The 16,031-nt window shown below is 73.1% G+C and carries 13 protein-coding genes; 6 read left to right on the forward strand and 7 right to left on the reverse strand.

Annotation, left to right across the window (positions count from 1 at the left end):
- Positions 1–168: 168 nt before the first annotated feature.
- Positions 169–1,041 (reverse strand): LysR substrate-binding domain-containing protein, encoded by an 873-nt coding sequence (locus tag ACFOSY_RS17070; protein WP_394307665.1) that lies wholly within the window; start codon positions 1,039–1,041, stop codon positions 169–171.
- Between the two features lie 178 nt (positions 1,042–1,219).
- Here ACFOSY_RS17070 and ACFOSY_RS17075 point away from each other — a divergent pair, with 178 nt between their 5' ends.
- A complete protein-coding gene (locus ACFOSY_RS17075) occupies positions 1,220–2,260 on the forward strand; it encodes a bile acid:sodium symporter family protein (protein WP_394307766.1) in 1,041 nt (346 codons plus the stop codon).
- Positions 2,261–2,287: 27 nt separating this feature from the next.
- Here the strand turns inward: ACFOSY_RS17075 and ACFOSY_RS17080 are convergent, their stop codons facing one another.
- The 6 genes from ACFOSY_RS17080 to ACFOSY_RS17105 all read right to left on the reverse strand — a co-directional run bounded on the left by ACFOSY_RS17080 (position 2,288) and on the right by ACFOSY_RS17105 (position 10,563).
- On the reverse strand, positions 2,288–3,847 hold the full coding sequence (locus ACFOSY_RS17080) for an alpha/beta hydrolase (RefSeq protein WP_394307666.1): 1,560 nt from the start codon (positions 3,845–3,847) through the stop codon (positions 2,288–2,290).
- Between the two features lie 196 nt (positions 3,848–4,043).
- Positions 4,044–4,892, reverse strand: a complete 849-nt coding sequence (gene fdhD, locus ACFOSY_RS17085; protein WP_394307667.1) for a formate dehydrogenase accessory sulfurtransferase FdhD — start codon at positions 4,890–4,892, stop codon at positions 4,044–4,046.
- Between the two features lie 17 nt (positions 4,893–4,909).
- Positions 4,910–5,770, reverse strand: a complete 861-nt coding sequence (locus ACFOSY_RS17090; RefSeq protein ID WP_225656352.1) for a 2Fe-2S iron-sulfur cluster-binding protein — start codon at positions 5,768–5,770, stop codon at positions 4,910–4,912.
- On the reverse strand, positions 5,767–7,686 hold the full coding sequence (locus ACFOSY_RS17095) for an NADH-ubiquinone oxidoreductase-F iron-sulfur binding region domain-containing protein (RefSeq protein ID WP_394307668.1): 1,920 nt from the start codon (positions 7,684–7,686) through the stop codon (positions 5,767–5,769). The genes ACFOSY_RS17090 and ACFOSY_RS17095 overlap by 4 nt, the downstream gene beginning before the upstream one ends.
- Positions 7,667–9,595: a molybdopterin oxidoreductase family protein gene (locus ACFOSY_RS17100; protein ID WP_394307669.1), complete on the reverse strand. Its 1,929-nt coding sequence runs from the start codon at positions 9,593–9,595 to the stop codon at positions 7,667–7,669. The genes ACFOSY_RS17095 and ACFOSY_RS17100 overlap by 20 nt, the downstream gene beginning before the upstream one ends.
- Positions 9,592–10,563, reverse strand: a complete 972-nt coding sequence (locus tag ACFOSY_RS17105) for a 2-dehydropantoate 2-reductase (protein WP_394307670.1) — start codon at positions 10,561–10,563, stop codon at positions 9,592–9,594. The genes ACFOSY_RS17100 and ACFOSY_RS17105 overlap by 4 nt, the downstream gene beginning before the upstream one ends.
- Before the next feature lie 177 nt (positions 10,564–10,740).
- Here ACFOSY_RS17105 and ACFOSY_RS17110 point away from each other — a divergent pair, with 177 nt between their 5' ends.
- The 5 genes from ACFOSY_RS17110 to ACFOSY_RS17130 all read left to right on the forward strand — a co-directional run bounded on the left by ACFOSY_RS17110 (position 10,741) and on the right by ACFOSY_RS17130 (position 15,570).
- Entirely contained in the window at positions 10,741–12,096 is a 1,356-nt protein-coding gene (locus ACFOSY_RS17110; protein WP_394307671.1) for an OFA family MFS transporter, read from the forward strand.
- Positions 12,065–12,205: an MFS transporter small subunit gene (locus tag ACFOSY_RS17115; RefSeq protein ID WP_354758294.1), complete on the forward strand. Its 141-nt coding sequence runs from the start codon at positions 12,065–12,067 to the stop codon at positions 12,203–12,205. Before ACFOSY_RS17110 ends, ACFOSY_RS17115 begins: the two co-directional genes overlap by 32 nt.
- Positions 12,206–12,382: 177 nt before the next feature.
- Positions 12,383–13,330 carry a beta-ketoacyl-ACP synthase III gene (locus ACFOSY_RS17120; protein ID WP_394307672.1) on the forward strand — a complete coding sequence of 316 codons (948 nt, stop codon included), beginning with the start codon at positions 12,383–12,385 and terminating at the stop codon, positions 13,328–13,330.
- Between the two features lie 175 nt (positions 13,331–13,505).
- Entirely contained in the window at positions 13,506–14,183 is a 678-nt protein-coding gene (locus ACFOSY_RS17125; RefSeq protein WP_394307673.1) for a GntR family transcriptional regulator, read from the forward strand.
- 205 nt (positions 14,184–14,388) lie between these two features.
- Positions 14,389–15,570 carry an ROK family protein gene (locus tag ACFOSY_RS17130; protein WP_031017818.1) on the forward strand — a complete coding sequence of 394 codons (1,182 nt, stop codon included), beginning with the start codon at positions 14,389–14,391 and terminating at the stop codon, positions 15,568–15,570.
- Positions 15,571–16,031 lie beyond the last annotated feature (461 nt).

A 16,031-nucleotide genomic window follows, 5' to 3' on the forward strand; every position in this document is an offset into this window, starting at 1 on the left:
GGAAGGTCCGGGCACATTCCTGACGGTCGAGTAAGTTTCGGTGCCGTAATCTCCACGGAATCTGTACGTCCCCATGACCGGCGCATGGGCGGCGCGACGGCCCTCACCCAGCTCAGCGCACGCGCGGGCCGGACCGTCACCCCCGCCCGCCGTCACCCCGCCCGGCCGTCACCCCTGTCCGCCGCGGTGCAGCCGGTCGCCGCCCGCCAGGATCGCCGCCGCGAGCGCGTCCGCCGCGCCCCGCGCCGAGGGGCGGCGCCGGCCGTGCACCACCACGAAGTCCACCGAGCCCGGCTCCGGCAGCCCGGCCCGCTCCGGCATCCGCACCAGCCCAGGCGGGATCAGACCCCGCGCGTGCACCATCACACCGAGCCCGGCGCGGGCCGCCGCGAGCAGACCGTTGAGGCTGCCGCTGGTGCACGCGACGCGCCACGGGCGGCCCTCCCGCTCCAGCGCCCGCAGCGCGAGGGCGCGGGTGATGCCCGGCGGCGGGTAGACGATCAGCGGCACCGGGCGGTGCGGGTCGAGCCGCAGACCCGGCGCGCCGATCCACGCCAGCTCGTCGCGCCAGACCAGCTCACCCCCGGCGCCCCCCGGCCGCCGCTTGGCCAGCACCAGGTCCAGCCGGCCCGCGGCGAGCTGCTCGTGCAGGGTGCCCGACAGCTCGACCGTCAGCTCCAGGTCGACCTCCGGGTGCTCGTGCCGGAACCGCTCCAGGATCTCCGGCAGCCGCGTCAGCACGAAGTCCTCGGACGCCCCGAACCGCAGCCGCCCGCGCAGCCGGGTGCCGGTGAAGAACTGCGCCGCCTGCTCGTGCACGTCCAGGATGCGGCGCGCGAAGCCGAGCATCGCCTCGCCGTCCTCGGTCAGCTCCACGGAGTGGGTGTCGCGCGTGAACAACTGCCGCCCGGTGGCCTCCTCCAGCCGCCGCACGTGCTGGCTCACGGTCGACTGGCGCAGCCCGAGCCGCCGCGCCGCCTGCGTGAAGCTCAGCGTCTGCGCCACGGACAGGAAGGTCCGCAGGTGGGTCGGCTCGTACATGCCCGGGAGCCTAGCCGTGCTCATCACGTGACGCGATCACAGTGAGAGCGGTGTGCGGGATTCCCGATCACGGAGGGGAGGAGCAGGATGGAGCGGGGACGCCTTGTCCCTGGTGACCCGGGGCACCCGCACCGGGGACCGCACCGCCGAGCACACCGAACCGAGCACGTGGAGCACCGTGAAACGCCCGCACTGGCCGCGCCGGCTGCCGATCGACCCGTACATCACGCTCCTGCTCGGCACGGTGGGCCTGGCCGCGCTGCTGCCCGCCCGCGGCACCGGCGCGGACGTCGCGTCCGGCGCCTCCACCGCCGCGATCGCGTTCCTGTTCTTCCTCTACGGCGCCCGGCTGTCCACCCGTGAGGCCCTGAACGGCCTCAAGCACTGGCGGCTCCACGTCACCGTCCTGGCCTGCACCTTCGTCGTCTTCCCGGTGCTGGGCCTGGCCGCCGGCGGACTCGTCCCGGTGTTCCTCACCAACCCGCTGTACCAGGGGCTGCTGTTCTGCACCCTGGTTCCCTCCACCATCCAGTCGTCGATCGCGTTCACCTCGATCGCCCGCGGCAACGTGCCCGCCGCGATCTGCGCCGGCTCCTTCTCCTCGCTGGCCGGCATCGTCGTCACCCCGCTGCTCGCGGCGGCGCTGCTCGGCGGCGGCACGGGCGGCTTCTCCGGCGACTCGCTGGTGAAGATCGTGCTCCAGCTGCTGGTGCCGTTCCTCGCGGGGCAGTTCACCCGCCGCTGGATCGGCGGCTTCGTCGCCCGCCACCGCAAGGTGCTGGGTCTGGTGGACCGCGGCTCCATCCTGCTCGTCGTCTACACCGCGTTCAGCGAGGGCATGGTGCAGGGCGTCTGGCACCAGGTGAGCCCCGCCCGGCTCGGGGGACTGCTCGTCGTCGAGGCCGTGCTGCTCGCCGTGATGCTGGCGCTCACCTGGTACGGCGCCAGGGGCCTCGGCTTCGGCCGGGAGGACCGGATCGCCATCCAGTTCGCCGGGTCGAAGAAGTCGCTGGCCGCCGGACTGCCCATGGCGAGCGTGCTGTTCGGGGCGCACGCCTCGCTGGCCGTGCTGCCGCTGATGCTGTTCCACCAGATGCAGCTCATGGTGTGCGCGGTCATTGCCAAGCGCCGCTCCAGGGACCCGCTTCCCGAGGCGGGTCGGGACGACCGGGCCGCACCGTCCCGCACCGAGGTCGGCACGGGGACGCGCTCCGGCTGACGGGACCGGCGTCACGGCGTCCCGCCGTCACGGGCAGACCGCGCCCGCCTCCGGTGTCGTGCCGTGCACGAGATACAGGTGGACGGCCCGCTCCGCGCAGCGGTTGTGCGGGAAGGACCCGTGCCCCTCGTCCCGCACCGTCAGCAGCACCCCGACCCTCTCGCCCAGTTCGGCCGCCATCCGCCGGGCGCCCTCGTACGGCGTCGTCGGGTCGCCGGTGTTGGCGACGACCAGGACCGGGGGAGCGCCCTCCGCACGGACGTCGGCGGCGGCGCTCTCCCCGTCGAACGGCCAGTCGTAGCAGAGGTAGAGGGCATTGGCCCAGGTCTCGCCGAAGACGGGGGAGGCCGCCGCGACCTGCCGCTCCATGACGTCGAACTCGTCGAAGCTCGGGCGCAGGTCGGAGTCGGCGCAGCTGATGGCGACGAGCGCGGAGGTGCCGTTGTCGCCCGTGACGCCCGCGTGGGCGCCGGCGAGGCGTGCCCGGCTGTCCGGGTCGTGGTCGTACGCCTCCGCCAGCAGCGCGTCGCCCCTGCCCCGCTCCATCACCTCGCGCAGCGCCTCCACCAGCCGCTCCCAGCCGTCCCGGCCCCGGTCCAGGTGATTGGCGATCCCGTGGGCGGCCAGGCTGTCGTCGAGGTCCTCGCCGCCCTCGGCCGGCGCGGGCTTCTCCTTCAGCCGGTCGAGGAGCGCGGTGACGCGCTGCCGCGCCTGCTCGGGGCCGCTGCCGGTGGGGCAGTCGTCGTAGGTCTTCGCGCAGTGCCGTGCGAAGCGGTCGAAGGCGCGCTGGACGGCCCGCGCCCGGGCGATCTCGGACCGGAAGTCGTCCAGCACCGGGTCCACCGGGGCCTCGAGCACCATGCGGCCCACGTTCCGCGGGAACAGGTGCGCGTACACGCCGCCCAGCCGGGTGCCGTAGGAGACGCCGAAGTAGTGCAGCCGCTCGTCGCCGAGCAGGAAGCGCATCAGCTCCATGTCGCGCGCGGTGGACGAGGTGCCGACGTACGGCAGCAGCCGGCCGGAGCGCCCGCCGCAGGCCGACGCCCCCTCGTAGGTGTCCTGCCCGCACAGCACGGGGGCCGTGCCGCCGACGCCCCGCGGGTCGAAGCTCACCAGGTCGTAGGCCTCGCCCAGGACGGCGTAGTCGTCCGCGACGGCGGGGAGCGTCACCACCCCGGACACGCCGGGGCCGCCGAAGTTCAGCAGAAGCGAACCGATCCGCCCGCCCTCGGGCCCGGTGGCCCGCTTCCGGATCAGGGCCACGTCGATGGTGTCGCCGCCGGGCCGCGCGTAGTCGAGGGGGGCCTTCATCGTGGCGCACTCGTAGTCCTCGCCCGGGGCCTCGCCTTTCCCCTGCGCCCCGGACGGCGCCGGGCACACCGCCCAGTTGAGCCGCTGGCCCGTGAACACCGACGGCACCCCCGCCGGCGGGTTCGTCGCCCTGCGCTCCTGCGCGCGCGGCGCCGGGGACGACGCGCCGCCCTCGTCGCACCCGGACACCGTCGCCGCCGTGAACGCCACCACGACGGCGAGCAGAGCCGCGGCGGCCCGTCTCCCGCGTCCCGCCGTCTCGAACCCCGTACGCATCCGTGACCCCCTGCCCCCGGCGACACCACTCCGGCGTGCCGCCCCACTCCCACGGGTCCGAACCTACGGGATCACTCCGACACCGCGGCGACGGAAGCCGACGGGACGGGCCGGTGCGGGCCGAGGCGGGGCCCCCGCGGCGCAGGGGGCGCTCCCCGCCGGTGGAGCCCCGCCGCCGTGCAGCGAGGGGATGCGGTCAGGCCCGGACGGCCGCGGCCCGCAGGGCGATCCGCTCCTCACCCGCGTACACGTTCATGGAACTGCCCCGCAGGAAGCCCACCAGGGTCATGCCGGTCTCCGCCGCCAGGTCCACGGCCAGCGAGGACGGGGCCGAGACCGCCGCCAGCACCGGGATGCCGGCCATGACCGCCTTCTGCGCCAGCTCGAACGAGGCCCGCCCGGACACCATGAGGACCGTGCGCGACAGCGGCAGACCCCCCTTCTGCAGGGCGCGGCCGACCAGCTTGTCGACCGCGTTGTGCCGGCCCACGTCCTCCCGCACGTCGAGGAGTCCGCCGTGCTCGTCGAACAGGGCCGCCGCGTGCAGTCCGCCGGTGCGGTCGAAGACCCGCTGGGCCGCCCGCAGCCGGTCCGGCAGCCCGGCCAGCAGCTCGGGCGTCACCCGCAGCGGCGGGGTGTCGGCGATGGGGTGACGGGTCGTGGTGCGCACCGCGTCCAGGCTGGCCTTGCCGCACAGGCCGCAGGACGAGGTGGTGTAGACGTTCCGCTCCAGCGTGATGTCGGGGACGGTCGCCCCGGGGGCGGTCGTCACGTCCACCACGTTGTACGTGTTCGACCCGTCGGCCGTCGCCCCGGCGCAGTACACGATGTTGCGCAGGTCCGAGGCCTCGGCGAGGACGCCCTCGCTGACCAGGAAGCCGGCCGCCAGCGCGAAGTCGTCGCCCGGGGTGCGCATGGTGATCGCCAGGGGTTTGCCGTTGAGCCGGATCTCCAGGGGTTCCTCGGCGACGAGCGTGTCCGGGCGGGTGGAGACCGCCCCGTCCCGGATGCGGATCACCTTGCGTCGTTCCGTGACTCGTCCCATGTCCCTGTCCGTTCCGTTCAGTCCCGGCTCTGCACGTGCTGGTAGCCGAACCGGCCCTTGATGCACAGGTTGCCGTGGGTCACCGGGTTGTCGTGCGGCGACGTGACCTTCACGATCTCATTGTCCTGCACATGGAGCGTCAGGTTGCAGCCCACGCCGCAGTAGGCGCACACGGTCGTCGTGCGCGTCTGCCGCGACTCGTCCCACGTACCCGCCGCACGCATGTCGAACTCCGACTTGAACGACAACGCCCCCGTCGGGCACACCTCCACGCAGTTGCCGCAGTACACGCACGCCGAGTCGGTCAGCGGCGCGTCGTGCTCCACCGCGATACGGGCGTCGAATCCGCGCCCGGCGACGGAGATCGCGAAGGTGTTCTGCCACTGGTCGCCGCAGGCGTCCACGCACTTGTAGCAGAGGATGCATTTGCCGTAGTCGCGCACGTAGAGGTCGTTGTCGACGCGGGGCTCCTCGTTCAGCCGGGCCGCGTCCGGGCCGAAGCGGTCCGGCTTCGCCTCGTACTCCTTGAGCCACTCGGCGACCCGGGGCGTCGTCGACAGGTCGACCGAGGAGGCGAGCAGTTCCAGGACGACCTTGCGGCTGTGCCGGGCCCGCTCGGTGCCGGTGCGCACCTCCATGCCCGCCTCGGCCTTGCGCGAGCAGGCCGGGACCAGGGTGCGCGCGCCCTCCACCTCGACCACGCAGACCCGGCAGGCGTTCTTCGGCGTGAGCGTGTCGCCCTCGCAGAGGGTCGGGATGTCCTTGCCCGCCGCCCGGCAGGCGTCCAGGATCGTCGACCCCTCGGGCGCCCGCACCGGCTCCCCGTCGAGGGTGAACTCCAGCAGACGGCGGGGGATACCCAGCGGTGTCACGGTCATTCGTACGCCCCCAGACGGTCGATGGCGGATTCCACGGCGTTCCACGCGGTCTGGCCCAGACCGCAGATCGAGGCGTCCCGCATCGCGCGCCCCACCTCGCGCAGCAGGGCGATGTCGGCGGCGGCGTCCGCGCCGGTGCGCTCCGCGATCCGGTGCAGCGCCTCCTCCTGCCGCACGGTGCCGACCCGGCACGGCACGCACTGCCCGCAGGACTCGTCGCGGAAGAACTCGGCGATGCGCAGCAGCAGGCGCGGCAGCGGGACGGTGCCGTCGAGGGCCATCACGACACCCGAGCCGAGGGTGGTGCCGGCCGCGCGGGTGCCCTCGAAGGTGAGCGGGACGTCCAGCTCGTCGGGTCGGACGAACCCGCCGGCCGCCCCGCCGAGCAGCACCGCCCTGAGGTCGCCGCGCACCCCGGCCAAGTCCAGCAGCTCGCCGAGCGTGGCGCCGAACGGCAGCTCGTAGACGCCGGGGCGGTCCACGCTGCCCGAGACGCAGAACAGCTTCGGGCCGGTGGACGTCCGCGTGCCGATCGCCGCGTACGCCTGCGCGCCCATGGTGAGCACCGGCAGGACGTTGACCAGCGTCTCCACGTTGTTCGCGACCGTCGGCTTGCCGAACAGGCCCTTCTCCACCGGGAAGGGGGGCTTGGAGCGGGGCTCGCCGCGGTGGCCCTCGATGGAGTTGAAGAGCGCTGTCTCCTCGCCGCAGATGTAGGCGCCCGCGCCGCGCCGGATCTCGATGTCGAAGGAGAAGCCCTGGCCGAGGATGTCGTCGCCGAGCAGTCCGCGGGCGCGGGCCTGCGTGATGGCGTGCTCCATGCGCTCCAGGGCGCGCGGGTACTCGCCGCGCAGGTAGAGGTACCCGTGCCGGGCGCCGGTCGCGTACGCCGCGATCGTCATGGCCTCGACCAGCGCGAACGGGTCGCCCTCCATCAGCACGCGGTCCTTGAAGGTGCCCGGCTCGGACTCGTCGGCGTTGCAGACCAGGTGGTGGGGCTGGTCCGGCTGAGAGGCGGTGGCCTGCCACTTACGGCCGGTGGGGAAGGCCGCGCCGCCCCGGCCGAGGAGGCCGGAGTCGGTGACCTCGCGGATGACGGCGGCGGGGCCGAGGGCGAACGCGCGGCGGAGGGCGGTGTAGCCGCCGTGGGCCCGGTAGTCGTCCAGGTCGGTGGGGTCGACGGTGCCGATGCGGCCCAGGAGGAGGAGGTCCTGGTCGGGCGCCTGGGGGACCGCCAGGGTGGCGGGGGGTTCCTCGGGGGCGTTCTCGGGGGTGAGCGCGGTGTGGATCGCCGTGTCGGGGGTGGTGGGGGCGGAGACCGCTGTTGTTCGCCCCCGCCGCCCCTTCCCTGTCCCGTCCCCGGGGGCTGCGCCCCCGGACCCCCCAATCGGCCCTGAACGGGCCTCGTCCTCAATCGCCGGACGGGCTGAGTGGCCTGCCCGGATCACCAGGGCCGCCGGTGCCCTTTCGCACAGGCCCAGGCACGGGCTGCGTTGCACCTGGACGCCTGATTCCGGGCCCAGGCGCGCCTCCACCGACTCGCACAGCTTCGGCGCGCCCGCCGCCGTGCAGGCCAGGTCCGTGCACACGTGCAGCACCGTGGCCGGGCGCGGGCGGACGGAGAACATCGCGTAGAAGGTGGCGACGCCGTACGCCTCGGCCGGAGGGACCGTCAGCCGGCGGCACAGGTAGCCGAGACCGCCCTCGCTGATCCAGCCGACCCGGTCGTTGAGCGCGTGCAGCCCCGGCAGCAGCAGGTCGCGGCGGTCACGCGCCGCCCGGCCGCCGCGCGCCCACCTCAGGTCCGCGTCGGAGCGGTCGGCGCCCTCCCAGGAGGACTCGGGCGGCCCGAGCAGCGCGTCGACGGCGGCGCGCTCCTCGTCCGTCGGTTTGCTGTCACCGAAGCGCAGATCCATGGGTGCTCACCTTCTCGATCCGGATCGCCGACGCCTTGAACTCCGCCGTCCCCGCGATCGGGCAGTTCGCCTCGATCGTCAGCTGGTTGGTGTCCACCTCGTCGGGAAAGTGGAACGTCATGAACGCGAGCCCCGGCCGCAGCGCGGGGTCCACCCACACCGGCGCCCGCACGGACCCGCGCCGCGAGGTCACGAGCACCTCCTCGCCGACCACCACCCCGTACCGCTCGGCGTCCTCCGGGCTCAGCTCGACGTACTCGCCGCGCCGCAGCGGGGAGGCGAAACTGCCGCTCTGCACACCGGTGTTGTAGGAGTCGAGGCGGCGTCCCGTGGTGAGCCGCACCGGGTAGTGCTCGTCGGTGAGGTCCACCGGAGGGTCGTGCCGCACGATCCCGAACGGCGCCGGACGGCCCCGGCGTCCGGGGTCCTTCTCCCACAACCGGCCGTGCAGGTACGGCGGTTCCAGCCGGTCCGTGCTCGGGCACGGCCACTGGATGCCCTGGTGCTCCTCCAGACGCTCGTACGTCATGCCGTGGTGGTCCGGGGAGACCGCGCGCAGCTCGTTCCACACCGCCTCGGCGCCGTCGTACTTCCAGTCGTGGCCGAGGCGTCCGGCGAGGTCGCAGAGGATGTCGATGTCCTCGCGGGCCTCGCCCGGCGGCGTCACGGCCCGGCGCACGCGCTGCACCCGGCGCTCGCTGTTGGTGGTGGTGCCCTCGGTCTCGGCCCAGCCTGCGGTCGCGGGCAGCACCACGTCGGCCAGTTCCGCCGTCCTGGTCAGGAAGATGTCCTGGACCACCAGGAAGTCCAGCTCCTTCAGCCGGCGCACGGCCTGCTCGCTGTCCGCCTCCGACTGGGCCGGGTTCTCGCCGATGCAGTACACGGCGCGCAGCGACCGGTCCTCCATCGCCTCGAACATCTCCGTCAAGGTCATGCCGTGGTGCGGCTGGATGACGGTGTCCCAGGCGGTCTCGAACTTGGCGCGCACACCCGCGTCGAGGAGGTCCTGGAAGCCCGGCAGCCGGTTGGGGATCGCGCCCATGTCACCGCCGCCCTGCACGTTGTTCTGCCCGCGCAGCGGCTGGAGCCCCGAGCCGTAGCGGCCGACGTGCCCGGTCAGCAGGGCGAGGTTGATCAGGGCGCGCACGTTGTCGGTGCCGTTGTGGTGCTCGGTGATACCCAGGGTCCAGCACAGCTGGGCGCGTTCGGCGCGGGCGTAGGCGTGCGCCAGCTCCCGTATCGCGGCGGCGGGGACGCCGGTCACCTTCGAGGCGAGGGACAGCGTCCAGGGCTCGACGAGTTCCCGGTACTCCTCGAAGCCGGTCGTGGCGCGCCGCACGAACGCCTCGTTGACCAGGCCCGCGTGGATGATCTCGCGGCCGATCGCGTGGGCCATCGCGATGTCCGTGCCGACGTTCAGCCCGAGCCAGCTCTCCGCCCACTCGGCGGTGGACGTCCGGCGCGGGTCGACCGCGTACATCCGGGCGCCGTTACGGATGCCCTTGAGGACGTGCTGGAAGAAGATCGGGTGCGCGAAGCGGGCGTTGGAGCCCCACATCACGACGACGTCGGTGTGCTCCACCTCCTCGTACGACGACGTGCCGCCGCCCGAGCCGAACGCGGCGGACAGTCCGGCGACCGACGGCGCGTGGCAGGTGCGGTTGCAGGAGTCGACGTTGTTGGTGCCCATGACGACCCGGGCGAACTTCTGCGCCACGTAGTTCATCTCGTTGGTGGCGCGGGAGCAGGAGAACATGCCGAACGCGCCGCGTGCAGCCGCCAGTTCGCGCGCGGTGCGGTCCAGGGCCTCCTCCCAGGTGGCCCTGCGGAACGGCTCGTCCCGTGCGTCGCGGACGAGGGGGTGGGTGAGGCGGGTGTAGGTCTTCGGGGTCCGGTCGCGTTTCCTCATGCGGCGCTCCTCAGCGCGAGCAGGTCGGACAGGGCGTGCACGGTGCGCAGGGTGGGCACGGGGACGCCGGTGATCTCCGCCAGTTCGACCACGGCCGCGAGCAGCACGTCGAGCTCCAGCGGCTTGCCGCGCTCCAGGTCCTGGAGTGTGGAGGTGCGGTGGTCGCCGACCTTCTCGGCGCCGGCCAGCCGCCGTTCGATGGAGACGCCGACCTCGCAGCCGAGCGCGTGGGCGACGGCCAGGGTTTCGGCCATCATCGTCTCGATGACCCGGCGGGTGCCGCCGTGCAGGCACATCTGCCGCATGGTGGCCCGCACCAGGGCGCTGATCGGGTTGAAGGAGATGTTGCCCAGCAGCTTGAGCCAGATGTCGCCCCGCAGATCCGGCTCGACCGGGCACTTCAGGCCGCCCGCCCGCATGGCCTCGCCGAGGGCGAGACAGCGCGCGGAGACGCTGCGGTCGGGTTCGCCGATCGAGAAGCGGGTGCCTTCCACATGGCGGACGACACCGGGCCGTTCGAGTTCGGTGGCCGCGTACACCACGCAGCCGACGGCCCGTTCGGGCGCGAGCACCGCGCTGACCGCGCCGCCGGGGTCCACACTCTCCAGGCGGCGTCCGTCGTACGGGCCGCCGTGCCGGTGGAAGTACCACCAGGGGATGCCGTTCTGGGCGGCCACCACGGCCGTCGTGCCGTGCAGCAGCGGCTCGATCAGCGGCCCGCACGCCGCGTACGAGTTGGCCTTCAGACCCAGGAACACGTAGTCGGCGGGGCCGACCTCGGCCGGGTCGTCGGTGGCGTGGGGCCGCGCGGTGAAGTCGCCGCGCGGGCTGCGCACTTGTACCCCGTCCTGCCTCATGGCCGCGAGATGCGGTCCACGGGCGATGAGATGCACGTCGACGCCCGCGCGGTGGAGCGCGGCGCCCACGTAGGCGCCGATCGCACCGGCGCCGAGGACTGCGACTTTCATGGCGAAGGGAGCTCCGTCCGGTCGAGGGATACCGAAGAACCGGGAATCGCCGAATCTCTGTCGACGAAATATTGTCTACAGTATGGAGACAAGGGCGACAAGGCTTTGTGCAGTACCGGTGGTTGTCCGCTCAACAGTCTTCTCAAGGGGCGGGTCGCTCCCTACGGTTGGGGACTCATGAGTCCCCCCGTCGCACCGCCGGGCTGGAGCCGCTGGCTCGTCCCGCCCGCCGCACTCGCCGTACACCTCTCCATCGGCCAGGCCTACGCGTGGAGCGTGTTCAAGCCGCCGCTGGAGTCCGCGCTCGATCTCAGCGGCACGCAGAGCGCGCTGCCCTTCCAGCTCGGCATCGTCATGCTCGGCCTGTCCGCGGCCTTCGGCGGCACCCTCGTCGAACGCCGGGGCCCGCGCTGGGCGATGACCGTCGCCCTGATCTGCTTCTCCTCCGGCTTCCTGCTCTCCGCGCTGGGCGCGGCCACCGAGCAGTACTGGCTGATCGTGTTCGGCTACGGCTTCGTCGGCGGCATCGGCCTGGGCATCGGCTACATCTCGCCCGTCTCCACGCTCATCAAGTGGTTCCCGGACCGGCCCGGCATGGCCACCGGCATCGCCATCATGGGCTTCGGCGGCGGCGCGCTGATCGCCTCCCCCTGGTCGGCGCAGATGCTCGACTCCTTCGGCACGGACAACGTCGGCATCGCCTACGCCTTCCTCGTGCACGGGCTGACGTACGCCGTGTTCATGCTGCTCGGCGTGCTGCTGGTGCGGGTGCCGCCCACCGCCCGCCCGGCGGCCGGCGCGCCCGCCGTCACCACGGGGCCGCAGGTCTCCGCCCGCTCCGCCGTGCGCACCCCGCAGTTCTGGCTGCTGTGGCTCGTGCTCTGCATGAACGTGACCGCCGGCATCGGCATTCTGGAGAAGGCCGCGCCGATGATCACGGACTTCTTCGCGGACACCTCCGCGCCGGTGTCCGCCACGGCCGCCGCCGGGTTCGTCGCCCTGCTGTCCGCCGCCAACATGGCGGGACGCATCGGCTGGTCCACCACCTCCGACCTCATCGGCCGGAAGAACATCTACCGCGTCTATCTCGGCGTCGGCGCGCTGATGTACGCCCTCATCTGGTCGCTGGGCGACTCGTCCAAGCCGCTGTTCGTGCTGGCCGCGCTGGTCATCCTCTCCTTCTACGGCGGCGGCTTCGCCACGGTCCCCGCCTACCTCAAGGACCTCTTCGGCACCTACCAGGTGGGCGCCATCCACGGCCGGCTGCTCACCGCCTGGTCCACCGCCGGCGTCCTCGGCCCGCTCATCGTCAACTGGGTCGCCGACCGGCAGGAGGAGGCCGGCAAGCACGGCCCGTCCTTGTACGGCGTCTCCCTCGTGATCATGATCGGGCTGCTGGCCGTCGGCTTCGTCGCCAACGAACTGGTCCGCCCCGTCCACCCGCGTCACCACGAACCGGCCGCCGCCGACGCGGCGGCCGGGACACCGAAGGAGGCCGCCGATGACCGGCGAGAGCAGCCCGAGTCCGCCTGAGCCCTCGCGTCGCGCGCTGATCGCCTTCGCCTGGCTGTGGGTGGGCCTCCCGCTCGCCTACGGCCTGTACGAGCTGGTGCGGAAGGCCACGCAGCTGTTCACGGGGTGACCCGGAGGTGACAGAGGTGACACAGGAGGCGGGCGCGGGGACGCCCGGCGGGGCCTTCCGGGCGCTGACGGAAGGCGACAAGCCTCGCGCCCGTTTCCTGTCGCTTCACCTGCGCTCGTACCCGTGAGTCACTGATCAGACTGGTGCATCCCGCAACCGGATCACAAGGGGATCACCATGAGCGGCTCGCGCATCACCGCCCTCGGCCACTACCAGCCCGCCCGGGTCCTGACCAACGAGGACCTGGCGGGCATGGTCGACACCAGTGACGCGTGGATCACGAGCCGGGTGGGCATCCGCACCCGTCACATCGCCGGGCCCGACGAGCCCGTCGACGAACTGGCCGCGCACGCCGCCGCCAAGGCGCTCGCCGCGGCCGGCCGGACGCCCGACGAGATCGACCTGGTGCTGGTCGCCACCTCCACCGCGATCGACCGCTCGCCCAGCATGGCGGCCCGCGTCGCCGCCCGCCTCGGCATGCCCGGCCCCGCCGTCATGGACATCAACGTGGTGTGCGCCGGCTTCACCCACGCCCTGGCCACCGCCGACCACGCCGTGCGGGCCGGCGGGGCGCACCGGGTGCTGGTCGTCGGCGCCGACAAGATGTCCGACGTCACCGACTGGACCGACCGCACCACCTGCGTCCTGGTCGGCGACGGGGCGGGCGCGGCCGTGGTGGAGGCGGCGGAGTCCGGCACGGAGAACGGCATCGGTCCGGTGCTGTGGGGCTCGGTGCCGGAGATGGGCAACGCGGTGCGCATCGAGGGGACCCCGCCGCGGTTCGCGCAGGAGGGGCAGAGCGTCTACCGCTGGGCGACCACCCGGCTGCCCGAGTTCGCCCGGCGGGCCTGCGAGAAGGCGGGGCTGACGCCCGAGGACCTCGCCGCGGTCGTGCTCCACCAGGCCAACCTGCGGATCGTGGAACCCCTCGCGCGCCGGATCGGCGCCGTCAACGCCGTCGTCGCCCGGGACGTCGTCGACTCCGGCAACACCTCGGCCGCGAGCATCCCGCTCGCCTTCTCCAAACTCGTCGAGCAGGGCGCGGTGTCGGCCGGGGACCCGGTGCTGCTGTTCGGCTTCGGCGGCAACCTGTCGTACGCGGGGCAGGTCGTGCGGTGCCCGTGAGCGGCCCGTCGGCATGGGGGAGCGGTGGGGCGCGGTGGGGCGGGGTGTGACGAGGGCAACCCGAACGGGGTGCGGCGGCGCGCCGTAGACTGTAGACGAAAGACAATCACCCAGGACGTCTGCGGTGTCACCGGCGTGCACGACGAACACGCGGCGCCGCCGAAGAGGGGGACCGATGTTGTCGACAGGACTGCCCCACGGGGCGGTGCCCCGGCTCGAACGCCCGGGCCCGCTGCGCGACCGCGTCTACGAGGCACTGCTCGAGCTCATCACCACCCGCGCCCTCCAGCCGGGCCAGCATCTCGTCGAGAGCGAACTCGCCGGCCACCTCGGCGTCTCCCGTCAGCCGGTGCGTGAGGCGCTCCAGCGTCTCAACACCGAGGGGTGGGTCGATCTGCGGCCCGCGCAGGGCGCGTTCGTGCACGAGCCGACGGAGGAGGAGGCCGACCAGCTCCTCACGGTCCGCACGCTGCTGGAGGCGGAAGCGGCCCGGCTGGCCGCGCGCAACGCCGACAGCAAGGGCGTCCAGGCGCTGGAGGAGATCCTCGCCGAGGGGCTCAAGGCCGTCGAGGCGGACGACGTGGACGCCGCCGTGGCGCTCAACGCCCGTTTCCATGCCAAGGTGATGGAGCTGGCGGGCAACGCGGTCCTCGCCGAGCTGGCCGCGCAGGTGGACCGGCGGGTGCGCTGGTACTACACGCCGGTCGCCCGGCAGCGCGGCGAGCAGTCCTGGATCGAGCACCGGGAGATGATCGCCGCGATCGCCGCGCGGGACGAGCAGTCGGCCACACGGCTGATGCGCGAGCACACCGAGCACACGCGGCGGTCGTACCACGCGCGGGGCGACAACTGAGGGTGTTTCGCCCGGACTGAGCGGGGTCGTCCCGGGCCCTGCGCCCCGCCTTTGTCCTGAGAGTGGAAAAAGTAGGGGTCAATTCCTGCGAGACTTCTTCCCACCTCCGGCAAGCGCTGCTACTTTCCCATCCGAAAGCACGCCACACACGTGGCCGGAATCCGGCGCGCACAGCCGATGAGGCGGGGAGGGGCTCGTGAGACGCATGACTGCGCGACCCGCGAACGCCCATCAGGCACGACTGCTCAGGCTGCTGCGCGACGGCGGACCCAACTCCCGTGCCCAGCTTGGTGACCAGGTCGACCTGTCCCGGTCGAAGCTGGCCGTGGAGGTGGACCGGCTGCTGGAGACGGAACTCGTCGTGGCCGACGGACTCGCCGCCTCGCGCGGCGGCCGCCGCTCCCACAACATCCGCCTCAACCCGCACCTGCGCTTCCTCGGCGTCGACATCGGCGCGACCTCGGTCGACGTCGCCGTCACCAACGCCGAGCTGGAGATCCTCGGGCACATCAACCAGCCGATGGACGTGCGCGAGGGACCGGTCGCGGTCTTCGAGCAGGTGCTGGCCATGGCCGCCAAGCTGAGGGCCACCGGGCTCGCGGAGGGGTTCGACGGCGCCGGCATCGGCGTCCCCGGACCGGTCCGCTTCCCCGAGGGCATCCCGGTGGCGCCGCCGATCATGCCGGGCTGGGACGGCTTCCCCGTGCGGGAGGCGCTCAGCCAGGAGCTCGGCTGCCCGGTCATGGTCGACAACGACGTGAACCTCATGGCGCTGGGGGAGCAGCACGCGGGCGTCGCCCGCACCGTCGCCGACTTCCTCTGCGTCAAGATCGGTACCGGCATCGGCTGCGGCATCGTCGTCGGCGGTGAGGTGTACCGCGGTACGACGGGCAGCGCGGGCGACATCGGGCACATCCAGGCCGTGCCCGACGGACGCCCGTGCGCCTGCGGCAACCGGGGCTGCCTGGAGGCGCACTTCTCCGGCGCGGCCCTCGCCCGGGACGCGACGGAGGCCGCCGAGCAGCGGCTCTCGCCCGAACTCGCCACCCGGCTGGAGGCGAACGGCACGCTCAGCGCCGTCGACGTCGCCGCCGCGGCGGCCGCCGGTGACGCCACCGCCCTCGACCTGATCCGCGAGGGCGGCAACCGCACCGGGCAGGTCATCGCCGGCCTGGTCAGCTTCTTCAACCCGGGCCTGGTGGTGATCGGCGGCGGGGTGACCGGCCTCGGCCACACCCTGCTCGCCGCGATCCGCACCCAGGTCTACCGGGGGTCGCTGCCCTTGGCGACGGGCAACCTGCCCATCGTCCTGGGCGAGCTGGGCCCCACCGCCGGAGTCATCGGCGCGGCCCGCCTGATCAGCGACCACCTGTTCTCACCCGCCTGACCGGACGCCGGTCCGGCACCCGCCGATCCGGCGCCACCAGCACCACCCCGGCGCGGGCCATCCCGACCCGGGCCAGCACCACCCGGCGCGGGCCCCGCCCGCACCGCCCCGAACTGCACCACCCGCCGGCACGGGGTGCCCGTACCGGCGCGCAAGGCACGACGCCGGTGCGACAGCCAGCCGTACCGGCACGTGAGGCACGACCGCGGAAGCGGCGCCACTTCGCTTCCGCGCGCAAGGCACGACGCCGGTGCGACGGCCAGCCGTTCCGGCACGTGAGGTGACCACTCGTCGGCGCGGACGCCGGACCGTTGCCGACGTGCACAGCACCACCGTGCTGGACGGCCGCCAGCCGTATCAGCAACGGGAGTTCGACCCGCCGGGCCGGAAGCCGCCCGCGTCCGGCACGTGAGGCACGACCCGTCGGCCGCGGACGCCACACCGCTGCCGGCGCGCACAGC

It is taken from the genome of Streptomyces lusitanus (assembly GCF_042647945.1).
Classification (GTDB): domain Bacteria; phylum Actinomycetota; class Actinomycetes; order Streptomycetales; family Streptomycetaceae; genus Streptomyces; species Streptomyces pseudogriseolus.